10 protein-coding genes are annotated in these 12,669 nt (G+C 52.8%); 9 read left to right on the top strand and 1 reads right to left on the bottom strand.

Annotated features, from left to right (window positions below):
- Positions 1-183: 183 nt before the first annotated feature.
- The 9 genes from virD1 to ACQZ40_RS15500 all read left to right on the top strand — a co-directional run bounded on the left by virD1 (position 184) and on the right by ACQZ40_RS15500 (position 12,374).
- The gene (gene virD1 / locus ACQZ40_RS15540; RefSeq protein WP_065657579.1) at positions 184-627 is read left to right on the top strand and encodes a T-DNA border endonuclease subunit VirD1; all 444 of its coding nucleotides are present in this window, start codon (positions 184-186) and stop codon (positions 625-627) included.
- A 33-nt stretch (positions 628-660) separates the two neighbouring features.
- Complete coding sequence (locus ACQZ40_RS15535; protein ID WP_065657580.1) at positions 661-1,956, top strand: T-DNA border endonuclease VirD2; 1,296 nt, start codon at positions 661-663, stop codon at positions 1,954-1,956.
- Between the two features lie 634 nt (positions 1,957-2,590).
- A complete protein-coding gene (virD4, locus tag ACQZ40_RS15530; RefSeq protein WP_172691062.1) occupies positions 2,591-4,549 on the top strand; it encodes a type IV secretion system ATPase VirD4 in 1,959 nt (652 codons plus the stop codon).
- Positions 4,550-4,649: 100 nt separating this feature from the next.
- Positions 4,650-7,160 (top strand): virA/G regulated protein, encoded by a 2,511-nt coding sequence (locus ACQZ40_RS15525; protein ID WP_172691047.1) that lies wholly within the window; start codon positions 4,650-4,652, stop codon positions 7,158-7,160.
- A 449-nt stretch (positions 7,161-7,609) separates the two neighbouring features.
- The gene (gene virE1 / locus ACQZ40_RS15520; RefSeq protein ID WP_012478090.1) at positions 7,610-7,807 is read left to right on the top strand and encodes a type IV secretion system effector chaperone VirE1; all 198 of its coding nucleotides are present in this window, start codon (positions 7,610-7,612) and stop codon (positions 7,805-7,807) included.
- Positions 7,808-7,811: 4 nt separating this feature from the next.
- A complete protein-coding gene (locus ACQZ40_RS15515) occupies positions 7,812-9,461 on the top strand; it encodes a type IV secretion system single-stranded DNA binding effector VirE2 (RefSeq protein WP_012478091.1) in 1,650 nt (549 codons plus the stop codon).
- Positions 9,462-9,527: 66 nt separating this feature from the next.
- Positions 9,528-11,546, top strand: coding sequence for a virA/G regulated protein (locus tag ACQZ40_RS15510; protein WP_172691048.1), 2,019 nt, complete (start codon positions 9,528-9,530; stop codon positions 11,544-11,546).
- Positions 11,480-11,815: a TIM barrel protein gene (locus ACQZ40_RS15505; protein ID WP_234900486.1), complete on the top strand. Its 336-nt coding sequence runs from the start codon at positions 11,480-11,482 to the stop codon at positions 11,813-11,815. The genes ACQZ40_RS15510 and ACQZ40_RS15505 overlap by 67 nt, the downstream gene beginning before the upstream one ends.
- Before the next feature lie 142 nt (positions 11,816-11,957).
- The gene (locus tag ACQZ40_RS15500; protein ID WP_065657583.1) at positions 11,958-12,374 is read left to right on the top strand and encodes a hypothetical protein; all 417 of its coding nucleotides are present in this window, start codon (positions 11,958-11,960) and stop codon (positions 12,372-12,374) included.
- A 39-nt stretch (positions 12,375-12,413) separates the two neighbouring features.
- Here ACQZ40_RS15500 and ACQZ40_RS15495 read toward each other — a convergent pair whose 3' ends face one another.
- Positions 12,414-12,659, bottom strand: a complete 246-nt coding sequence (locus ACQZ40_RS15495; RefSeq protein WP_012478103.1) for a hypothetical protein — start codon at positions 12,657-12,659, stop codon at positions 12,414-12,416.
- Positions 12,660-12,669 lie beyond the last annotated feature (10 nt).

Genomic DNA, 12,669 nt, shown 5'->3' with positions numbered 1-12,669 from the left:
GCGTTGCTACACTATTTTTATTTCACATTCGTTATAAGACAATTGCAAATGTAGCAAGTATATTCAGTATTGCCTGTAAATGTACTGTTGATTTCATATTGAGCAGGGCTAGACTTCCATCCGTCTACCCGGGCACATTTCGTGCTGGAGTATCCAGACCTTCCGCTTTCTTTGGAGGAAGCTATGTCAAAACACACTAGAGCCACGTCGAGTGAGACTACCATCAACCAGCATCGATCCCTGAAAGTTGAAGGGTTCAAGGTCGTGAGTGCCCGTCTGCGATCGGCCGAGTATGAAACCTTTTGCTATCAAGCGCGCCTGCTGGGACTTTCGGATAGTATGGCAATTCGCGTTGCGGTGCGCCGCATCGGGGGCTTTCTCGAAATAGATGCAGACACACGAGAAAAGATGGAAGCCATACTTCAGTCCATCGGAATACTCTCAAGCAATGTATCCATGCTTCTATCTGCCTACGCCGAAGACCCTCGATCGGATCTGGAGGCTGTGCGAGATGAACGTATTGCTTTTGGCGAGGCTTTCGCCGCCCTCGATGGACTACTGCGCTCCATTTTGTCCGTATCCCGGCGACGGATCGACGGTCGCTCGTTACTGAAAGGTGCCTTGTAGCACTTGACCACGCACCTGACGGGAGAAAATTGGATGCCCGATCGCGCTCAAGTAATCATTCGCATTGTGCCAGGAGGTGGAACCAAGAGCCTTCAGCAGATAATCAATCAGCTGGAGTACCTGTCCCGAAAGGGAAAGCTGGAACTGCAGCGTTCAGCCCGGCATCTCGATATTCCCGTTCCGCCGGATCAAATCCGTGAGCTTGCCCAAAGCTGGGTTACGGAGGCCGGGATTTATGACGAAAGTCAGTCAGACGATGACAGGCAACAAGACTTAACAACACACATTATTGTAAGCTTCCCCGCAGGTACCGACCAAACCGCAGCTTATGAAGCAAGCCGGGAATGGGCAGCCGAGATGTTTGGGTCAGGATACGGGGGTGGCCGCTATAACTATCTGACAGCCTACCACGTCGACCGCGATCATCCACATTTACATGTCGTGGTCAATCGTCGGGAACTTCTGGGGCAGGGGTGGCTGAAAATATCCAGGCGCCATCCCCAGCTGAATTATGACGGCTTACGGAAAAAGATGGCAGAGATTTCACTTCGTCACGGCATAGTCCTGGATGCGACTTCGCGAGCAGAAAGGGGAATAGCAGAGCGACCAATCACATATGCTGAGTATCGACGCCTTGAGCGGATGCAGGCTCAAAAGATTCAACTCGAAGATACAGATTTTGATGAGACCTCGCCTGAGGAAGATCGTCGGGACCTCAGTCAATCGTTCGATCCATTTCGATCGGACGCATCTACCGGCGAACCGGACCGTGCAACCCGACATGACAGACAACCGCTTGAACCGCACGCCCGTTTCCAGGAGCCCGCCGGCTCCAGCATCAAAGCCGACGCACGGATCCGCGTACCATTGGAGAGCGAGCGGAGTGCCCAACCATCCGCGTCCAAAATCCCTGTAATTGGGCATTTCGGGATTGAGACTTCGTATGTCGCTGAAGCCAGCGTGCCCAAACGAAGCGGCAATTCCGATACTTCTCGCCCGGTGACTGACGTTGCCATGCACACAGTCGAGCGCCAGCAGCGGTCAAAACGACGTCATGACGAGGAGGCAGGTCCGAGCGGAGTAAACCGTAAAAGATTGAAGGCTGCGCAAGTTGATTCCGAGGCAAATGTCGGTGAGCCCGACGGTCGCGATGACAGCAACAAGGCGGCTGATCCGGTGTCTGCTTCCATCGGTACCGAGCAACCGGAAGCTTCTCCAACGCGTCCGCGTGACCGTCACGATGGAGAATTGGGTGGACGCAAACGTGCAAGAGGTAATCGTCGCGACGATGGGCGCGGGGGGGACCTAGAGACAGGAAGGACGGAATAATGGCAAATGGTCAGTTCACGATACGCTCTGCTCGCCCGGCCTCCGTCGGGCTGACAGGCGAACGGCGTGGAGCCGCATCCGCCTCTTGCTCTGCACTGTCCAATGTTCAAGGAAATGTTAGGGATAGGCCGATTCCAACTAGCTCATCAAGATTACCAAATGCAGCCATATTGCGTGATTCCTCGGGAAGAGCGTCGACTGGTCTGCGGTACATGGCGGCTACTCTTCATTGGTCTGCGATCGCGCCATTATCGCTAATAAACAGCAATGACCTGGCTCCGGCCGCTTATGACTTTGAGACGCGAAATAACGCAAGAAATGTGACTGCCAAAGTCGGCAGGGCAGTCCCTGTTCCCAAGCAAGGCGGGCTCGGCAAAACGCTCGCATCCGTACCCCTTAGTACACGTATATCAAGGGTCAATTCCGACCGAAGACTGCCCGCTGACGCAGAAGACCGCCCTGAAACGCGCGACCCCCAGAAAGGACGTGGCAGTCATGGTGCGACGCCAACCTTACATGAAAAGATTGGAACCGCGTTTGCTCGAAGATTGCGAAAGCATACGTACTATATTGTTTGCAGTTGCTGCCAGACCCGGAGCGCGTTGACGATGGGTGCAAAGATTTCGGTGAAGTCATGAACTCCAGCAAGACTTCGCCCCAGCGTATGACCCTGAGCATCGTATGTTCGCTGGCAGCCGGTTTTTGTGCGGCCAGCTGCTATGTAACGTTCCGCCGGGGCTTCAACGGCAAAGCGATGATGACGTTCGACGTTTTCGCTTTTTGGTATGAGACCCCGCTTTACTTGGGTTATGCCAGCACCGTCTTCTGGCGTGGTTTATCTGTTGTCATCTTTACCTCGCTGATCGTTCTTTCAAGTCAGCTCATCATATCGCTGCGCAATCAGAAGCATCATGGGACAGCTCGTTGGGCAGAAATTGGCGAAATGCGGCATGCTGGTTATCTGCAGCGTTACAGTCGCATCAAGGGGCCGATCTTTGGAAAGACATGTGGTCCCCTTTGGTTCGGCAGTTATTTGACCAATGGCGAACAGCCACACAGTCTTGTCGTCGCGCCAACGCGTGCTGGCAAAGGCGTCGGCATCGTCATTCCAACGCTGTTGACCTTCAAGGGCTCGGTAATCGCCCTTGACGTCAAGGGAGAATTGTTTGAACTGACGTCCAGAGCACGCAAAGCGAGCGGCGACGCAGTTTTCAAGTTCTCCCCCCTAGATCCTGAGCGGAAGACTCATTGTTACAATCCGGTCCTGGATATTGCCGCACTTCCGCCCGAACGCCAGTTCACTGAAACACGCCGTCTAGCTGCGAACCTTATTACGGCTAAGGGAAAGGGAGCAGAAGGCTTTATTGACGGCGCACGTGACCTGTTCGTCGCGGGAATCCTTACCTGCATTGAGCGTGGCACACCAACGATTGGCGCGGTATATGACCTATTTGCGCAGCCTGGCGAAAAGTATAAGCTTTTTGCGCAACTCGCGGAGGAAAGCCTAAACAAAGAGGCTCAGCGTATCTTCGATAATATGGCGGGCAACGACACGAAAATTCTGACATCGTACACCTCTGTGCTGGGCGACGGTGGACTGAACCTGTGGGCTGATCCGCTTATCAAAGCAGCGACAAGCCGGTCAGACTTTTCCGTTTACGATCTCCGGAGGAAGAAGACCTGCATTTATCTTTGTGTCAGTCCCAACGATCTGGAGGTCTTGGCACCACTTATGCGCCTGATGTTTCAGCAGCTCGTGTCAATCTTGCAGAGATCGCTGCCAGGTGAAGACGAGTGCCATGAAGTTTTATTTCTCCTCGACGAATTCAAACACCTGGGCAAGCTTGAGGCCATAGAGACCGCGATCACAACCATCGCCGGTTACAGAGGCCGCTTTATGTTTATTATTCAAAGTCTTTCGGCCTTGTCGGGCACATACGATGACGCAGGAAAACAAAACTTTCTGAGCAATACTGGCGTACAAGTATTTATGGCCACGGCTGATGACGAAACTCCAACCTACATCTCAAAAGCTATCGGCGAATATACGTTTAAAGCGCGTTCGACCTCTTACAGTCAAGCCAGAATGTTCGACCACAACATCCAGATTTCTGATCAAGGTGCAGCCCTTTTGCGCCCCGAACAAGTGCGCCTGCTAGACGATCAGAGTGAAATCGTTCTCATCAAAGGGCGACCTCCACTCAAATTACGAAAGGTGCAGTATTATTCCGATCGTACGCTGAAAGGCCTTTTCGAACGCCAGATGGGCTCTCTGCCTGAGCCCGCACCCTTGATGCTTTCCGACTATAGCAACGATCAAGTTCAATACCACTTGGCTCCGATAGCAAATTTTAATGAGGATGCTGCACCGCAAAACAGAACTGTGGCCGAGGACCATGGAAGTGTTAAAGTCGGTGCTGATATCCCTGAACGCGTGATGGGAATAAATGGTGACGAGGAACAAGCCGATGCGGGCGAGATACCGCCGGAATCGGTTGTGCCTCCAGAATTGACGCTCGCTCTGACCGCTCAACAGCAATTGTTGGACCAGATTATTGCACTTCAGCAAAGATCGAGGTCCGCACCGGCATAGCCTGCGAAATGATCTTAATGGTGCAATTCGTTTCAGGCGGCATGTTGCGGTTCAACAAAGTGTACGCCAGATCCAAATTGGCCCTTTACGAGGTGTCGGTATGACAGGAAAGTCGAAAGTTCACATAAGAGGTTCGGCTGACGCGCTTCCTGACGTTCCTGGCGGAAGTACTACCGCCCCTTTTTTAACCGAACCTTCTCGGGATCAGGTTGATGCCTCGTTTGAGGTCCAAACCGACTACAGCCAGTCTACTTCCGTGTCGTTTACCTATGATGGTGTTGGACTTGGTCCTGCCGAGCGTGCGGCTTACGAGAACTGGTGCGAACCGGGCCGGCCCACTTGGAAAGATCTTATAATCAAGGCACGTGTCGATCCGATTGACGATGTGACCTGGCTCCGAGATTTAGAAGAGGACACCCCCTCAACCTTCAGATACGAAGGGATGCCTCTGGGCATCGGGGAACGACAGGCCTACGAAAATTGGCAAGAGGACGCTCAGCCGACATGGGAAGACCTTGTTGTCAGCGCACGCTTGACGGAACTTGGCCGTCCACACGGGATTACCGGCGAGTATACATCCCTCGCAGGATCGAAGAATACAAGTTCAATTTCATTGAAGCGAAAGCGGAGCAACTTAATTGATGATGAGAATTCATCCGGATCGTTTTCATATGACGGGATGAAGCTCGGGGAAGCCGAGCGTTCTGCATATGGTGACTGGGCCGAGGCGGAGCCACCCACGTGGAAAGATTTGGTATTGAGGGCACGCGTTTCCTCGATCAATGACTCTGCTTGGCTTTTTGATTCACAAACATCTTCATCATCATTTGAATACAACGGTGTTCCCTTGGGCGAGCCGGAACGGCAGTCTCTCAGACAATGGCAAGGAGACGCTCAGCCTACCTGGGAAGATCTCGTTGTTAACGCGCGTATGGCAGAACTTTGCCATGCTGGTTGGATTGAAGGTCAAAAAGGTTGCTTTGAAGAGCGCGGGGAGGCTCTGCCCGCGTCGGAACGCGGTTCGCAACGCCCCATTGGTCAACGGACAGATTCCTCCGATTCTTTTGTGTATGATGGCACAAGGCTCGGAGCACCTGAGCGAACTGCTTATGAACGCTGGAGTAAGAGGGAACGCCCGACTTGGGAAGATCTCATCTTAGATGCACACCAGGCCAGGACTGAAAGTGACGCTGTTACGACCCAAGCGATTGGTCAGTCGTCCTCACCGGTTTTCTTATATGAAGGAAAGTCGCTCGGAGACAGGGAACGAAAGGCTTACGAAAAATGGCGGCAGCCAGCCCAACCGCGATGGCAAAATCTTGTAGTGAACGCTCGTCTGGCAGAAATCGATCCCTCAGCCTGGATTGCCGATGAGCGCGATCCGCTTGATGATAGCGACGCGCTTGGTCGCCCGTCGTACACAAGCTTGACGGATAGATCAGACGTCCCTTTAGACGATCAATCAATCTATCGTCGTTCCGACCTAGTAAGGGAGCAGGTGCCAGAATCGTCTCAAAGGCAATTCGCAGCATGTTCAGAATCTGAAACGAGGCCTGTGCAATGGTTTACTGCTTCTGGGTCAGATGCAAACAATACGGAAAATATCACCGCCAGCGATCCCGTCGATCGCACGGGTGGAGTTAAGCGGCTAGGCTCCAAAAGCGACAGAACCGTTACAGCTTCTATCCATGACGTGAATTCCAGCACAAGGCGACTGTTGCTTAACGAATTTGGATCGGAGGCTCCGCGCCCTTCGCCAGAAAAGACTGTTCGCTTAAGAAGCGACAATATTGGCACCTATGGGAGCCGGAAAAATGAACGAGCGCGGCTCGCGACCGAAACCGGTGCGTATGAGTCGGAGCATATTTTCGGGTTCAAGGCTGTCCACGATACTGCGAGAGCGACGAAAGAGGGCCGGCGTCTCGAAAGGCCCATGCCCGCCTACCTTGAGGATAAGGGGCTTCATCGCCAACATATTGGCACCGGGAGAGGACGGACCAAACTTGTCGGGCGCGGATGGCCGGATGACACAAGCTATCGCTCGGATCAAAGGGCAACTCTGTCGGACCCCGTTGCGCGCTCGGAAGGCGCGACGGCCTCAAATGGGTATCAATTGAACCAATTGGGTTACGCGCACCAACTCGCTAGCGATGGCCTGCAAAGTGAATCGCCCGATGGTGTTGCCTTGCCAATTCAAGTGGCAACAACGAGCTACAACTATACAGTGAGCCGCGATCCTGTCCTTGTTCCGCCGGATAAAAACGAAGCCCCTCAATTGCTGCATCTTGGTCCCCGTGGTCAAACCGAAGCTGTTCTTGCCCGCGAAACAGCATTGACTGGAAAATGGCCGACTCTCGAGCGTGAGCAGCAAGTGTATCGCGAGTTTTTGGCCTTATATGACGTAAAAAAAGATCTTGAGGCCAAATCAGTCGGCGTAAGACGGAAAAAAAAAGAAGTTATTTCTGCGTTAGACCGAACTGCGCGCTTGATAAGCACGTCGCCTTCGAAAGCTCGATCCAAAGCAGAGACTGAAAAAGCCATTGACGAGCTCGATGATCGACGAGTTTATGATCCGCGTGATCGAGCTCAAGACAAAGCGTTTAAACGCTGATAAGTCGCCAATATAGTGATCATTTGCAGTATTCGCATCGATCGCTGGTTGATATTCTGCCGCTGGTCGACCGGCTGCTCGTCGCCAAAAATGCTCACAGGGATACGATGGCCTCGGTCAGGCCGCGTGCGTCCTGTCTTTCCAGTTCCTCCCTTTTAGCTCGATTGTGGCATCATTTATTGCCTGCTCATTGCAGTTGAAACGCGATATCCGTTTCAAGACCCGGGTATGGATGGTACTTTGGAGATATGAGCACTTGCCAGACTTCCCGGTCGGAGACTTAAAAATTCCGATAAGAGGTTACGGACGACGGACCTTATAAGTGGATCGTCTAGTGGTGGCGCCGATCAAAACAGTTCCGCCCCCGGCTTTGCTCAAAGTAGCAAAGCAGCTTTGTCTCGGGTTGCGGAGGATTTTCTAGAAAACCGCAATTTTGCAGGAGAGAACATATGGCCATCATCAAGCCGCATGTGAACAAAAATAGGACAACCTCGCCGATAGAGAGACCGGAGTCTCTCATAGAGGAAATGAGCGGCAGTCATCCGCCGAGTGGTTTTACCAACCTGGATCTCGCTATGATCGAGCTGGAGGACTTTGTCCATCGGTGCCCGCTCCCAGAAGACAATCTTGCTGGTCAGAAGGAGTGAGACGATGGATCCGTCTAGCAATGAGAATGTCTATGTGGGTCGCGGTCACAACATCGAAAATGATGATGACACTGACCCCAGGCGTTGGAAGAAGGCGAATATCAGTTCCAACACCATCTCCGATATTCAGATGACGAATGGCGAAGACGTACAATCAGGGAGCCCTACCCGAACGGAAGTTGTAAGCCCACGTCTGGATTATGGATCGGTCGACTCCTCCTCCAGCCTTTATTCTGGCAGCGAGCACGGAAATCAAGCTGAGATTCAAAAAGAGCTGTCCGTCTTGTTCTCGAACATGTCTTTGCCAGGCAACGATCGGCGCCCGGACGAATACATTCTCGTGCATCAAACGGGACAAGATGCTTTTACTGGTATTGCCAAAGGCAACCTCGACCAAATGCCCACCAAGGCGGAATTTAACGCGTGCTGCCGTCTCTACAGGGACGGAGCCGGTAATTACTACCCGCCACCTCTCGCATTCGACAAGATTAGCGTTCCAGAGCAACTGGAGGAAAAATGGGGGATGATGGAGGCGAAGGAACGTAACAAACTGCGGTTTCAGTACAAGTTGGACGTATGGAATCATGCGCACGCTGATATGGGGATCACGGGCACAGAGATCTTTTATCAAACAGATAAGAACATAAAGCTCGACCGGAATTATAAACTAAGACCTGAAGACCGATACGTACAAACAGAAAAATACGGGCGCCGGGAAATTCAAAAGCGATATCAACACGAACTCCAGGCTGGTTCGCTGCTGCCCGATATTATGATCAAAACTCCCCAAAATGACATCCACTTCGTGTACAGGTTTGCCGGCGACAATTACGCCAACAAACAGTTCAGCGAGTTTGAACACACCGTCAAGCGCAGGTATGGCGACGAGACTGAGATCAAATTGAAGTCAAAGTCAGGCATTATGCATGACTCGAAATATCTGGAATCCTGGGAACGGGGCAGTGCGGATATTCGCTTCGCGGAATTCGTTGGGGAAAATAGAGCTCACAATCGGCAGTTTCCAACTGCGACAGTAAATATGGGACAGCAGCCAGACGGGCAGGGCGGTTTGACCCGCGACCGTCATGTGAGCGTTGACTTCCTAATGCAAAGCGCACCCAATTCGCCTTGGGCGCAAGCTTTGAAAAAGGGAGAACTGTGGGATCGCGTTCAGTTGCTTGCTCGCGACGGCAACCGCTATCTGTCGCCGCCCAGATTGGAATATTCTGACCCTGCACATTTCACCGAGTTGATGAACCGGGTTGGTTTACCCGCATCGATGGGTCGGCAAAGCCATGCGGCTAGTATCAAATTCGAAAAGTTTGACGCGCAGGCAGCGGTTATTGTCTTAAATGGCCCAGAGTTACGTGACATTCATGACTTGTCTCCTGAAAAACTGCAAAATTTGTCCACCAAAGATGTCATCGTCGCCGATCGCAATGAGAATGGTCAGAGAACTGGCACGTACACCAGCGTCGCGGAATATGAGCGCTTGCAGTTAAGGCTGCCACCCGATGCAGCGGGGGTGCTTGGTGAAGCAACTGACAAATATTCACGTGATTTCGTTCGGCCAGAGCCGGCGTCGCGTCCAATCAGTGACAGCCGCAGGATATACGAAAGTCGACCGCGTAGCCAAAGCGTCAACAGCTTTTGACGTTCCTGCTGCCGCGTCAACGAGGAAGCTCGTTTGACCCGGGTTTGCCAATGAAAGGGCTCAATCATGGTGAACACTACAAAGAAAAGTTTTGCGAAGTCGCTTACGGCAGATATGCGCCGTTCTGCTCAGCGCGTTGTCGAGCAAATGCGAAAAGCATTGATTACCGAAGAAGAGGCGCTCAAGCGGCAAGCCAGACTGGAGAGTCCCGATAGGAAGCGAAAGTATGCTGCTGATATGGCGATAGTCGACAAACTCGACGTAGGGTTTCGAGGCGAAATAGGCTATAAAATTCTTGGAAATAACCGGCTTCGAGTAGACAACCATAAAGAATTAACGCGTGAGCACGGTAGACTTCGCAAAACCAAAACGGTTCTGAAGCGTAACCCGGTGACGCAGGAAGTCTATTTGGGTTTATATGAAAGGAAGTCCTGGTTAAGTGTCAGCAGCCATTTGTATGCTGCGGACGGCACACTCCGCATGAAGCACGTGAAATACAAAGACGGACGTTTTGAGGAAAAATGGGAGCGCGACGAAAATGGCGACCTGATCCGCACAAGGTACGCCAACCGTGGCAGGCTCTTTCAACCTGTATCCGAGAAAATGGGCGCGCCGTATCGGAGCGGCCCTGACGACCGGCTCTATCGCGATCTAACCCGTCGAAACGGTTTCAGACGGGAGACATTCGAACGGGACGATCACGGAAACCTCGAGCGTATCGGCAGCAACCATGTCGGCTTTTCCAAGATTTCAGTGAAGGCACCCAATCGTCAAACCTCCCAGACGAAGATTCAAAAACTTGGTGGCGCTTTCAACAAATCTTTTAGGTCCCTTCTGGACAAGGAGGGCAATGAAATGGGCCGCGATATTTTGAGCCATCGACGGCTCTATAACAAGCGGTCTGCTGTCTACGATGAAGCTACCGGACAATTGAAGAGTGCCAAGCATACCTTCGGCAAGATCTACAGGAGCGAAACCGAATATCTCAGCGCGGGCCTCAAGAAGGTTTCAAAAAAGATACTCGGGGTGACGGTCTACCGGAAATTTGCGGCGCTCAGCGAGCGAGAATCCGAGGCTGAGAGACTGCGTAGTTTTGAATCCGGTGCGCATCGCCAGATCTGGCAGGAGCGGGCAGCGATTCCCGGTTCGCCCCTCCCGGAGACTGATGACATTCATTTCGCACAGCAGTCGCACCTAGCCAAAGCCAACCCTGATCACGTCGAAGCTGACGTCACGCGTGTGACAGATCAACATGTTGATGTTGCTGGACAAACATCATCGTCTCCCCAACGGAACTTGGAAGGATGGTTAGATTCTCAATCACGATACAAGCCAGCAAACATGCTGTTGTCAAATCCAGACCTTCAAGCGAACGGACCTCGCCCATACGAAGGGTTAGCTCATCTCACCCTCCGGCGCGATAATGAATCTGACGGGCACAAGGAGAATGATCAGCGGCTGCGACATTTCTCCCAGCCAGAGCCGTTGGTGTTACCGCATCCCGGGTCGCCGGAAATAACTAAGGTGTTTGGCTCGCGGGGAGAGCCGGCACACCCGAGTGGAAATCTGCACACGGCGGTTGGAGAAACGGCTTGCGAAGGACCGGTGATGTCTTCATCCTCGGACAATCATCAGCCAGCTCCAGGACAGCAAGAACTTTTAAGTTTCCTTCCTAATGCGCCAGCCCCAGTTTCTGTGGCAATACATGATGATCAAGAGCGACTTGCGGGGGAGGCGCCCGGCGGCTCTTTCAGAGGTAGCTCAGGGCGAACGAGTTCAATGTCGGAGAGTATCTTCGACGAAGATGTACAAGGGCATTTGGTACGGGATTATTCGATCAATACTACTAACGGGTTTATTGACCCGCAATCGTTGTTCGGTGAACCGGACTTATCGAGAGGTCCAAAATCGGGGCCAGAAATTCCATCGGAAGATTACCATTTGTCAGCTTCGGAACAGGAAAATTTGCTGAATCAATTGCTTAGTGTGCCACTGCCGGTTCCTTCACCGAAGCCCGAATGCGCGAGGTCTATGATTTTCGAAGGTTCACGTTCAAGAGAGCGTTCCACCTCCAGAGGGTTCTAAGGTGGAACGCGTCTAGGCTTGCCTATCATCACCACCTCATGATGGTCGCGGAGACCTTCGAAGAGATATCCGACATCATTGGAGAAGCTGGGCCGGAAACTGGGCTTCTTCTTGACACCGGACACGCCGCGGCAGCCGGATTCGACTACGCGAAGCTCATCGAGCGGTTCGGCGACCGCATCGTTCATATTCATCTGAAGGACGTTCGCAAGGCAAGCCGCGCCGAGGTCCAGTCAAAGGATCTCCCATCGGTTGACGAAAAGACATGATTTTCGTTAAGCGCGTCGCAGGGCAAGGCCGCAATCGCCCGCAGCAAAGGGCCGGCAATTGAGGTTGGCCCCGCTACCCCCTATCAGATTGTCGCCGACATCATCAGACGAGATTGGCAAAAGCTGCAGCTGGTATGCTGCTATGCGGCAAATCAAGACGGTGGTCGATCGTCTCGAGCGGTTGAGTGCGGCGGCCAGAGCGAGCCAGACCAACTTTTTGTCGAACTGTTCGCAGAAGATGGGCCGCCCGCAGGGAACTGCATCGCACCAGAACCGACGCGACCATCAAGTCTGCTCGCGGACCGCTGAGGTGCAGGTCAGCGGGCCGACGCAGATATCGGCTTTGAACGTTGGCTCCCGCAGACGGGGCTCGCCGCGGCGGGCCAATCGTTCGCTGACTCCTCGACGTCTTCAGCCGGATCGGGTCACGGTCGTAAGCCAAGCGATGTTTTGCAATGACGTCTTGGAGCGTTTCGATCACCGTGACCGTTCGATGGCCCTCATTCGCAAACCGGTCGATAATCTCGGCGACAAGATCATCCAGACGCTTGAACAGTAGTTCGGCATTGTCGGGTCCATTTGTCACGATCTTCGCTCCTCAGATATCGATCCGCCGCTGCTGCCAGTCCTTATATGGCACCAATAGCTGTCCGGGAAATCGCTCTTCGATCGTGATCTCAACCATGGCGATCCTGACAAAGACCTCGCTGCTGTCACGGTCTTTGGAGGGGGTATTTTCGCTTTCGTCTTCGAGCTTTTGCATCAGCGCAAACAGTTCTTCGTCGGTCATCGCGGAAAGTTGGTCTGCAAACTCCGCATCATCAAACTCTTGTCCCTCTGCCATTGTCTGTCTG

Source organism: Agrobacterium sp. 16-172Ci, from assembly GCF_053522725.1.
Note: the sequence above shows the minus strand (reverse complement) of the source record. Positions and strands in the feature narration are given on the sequence as shown.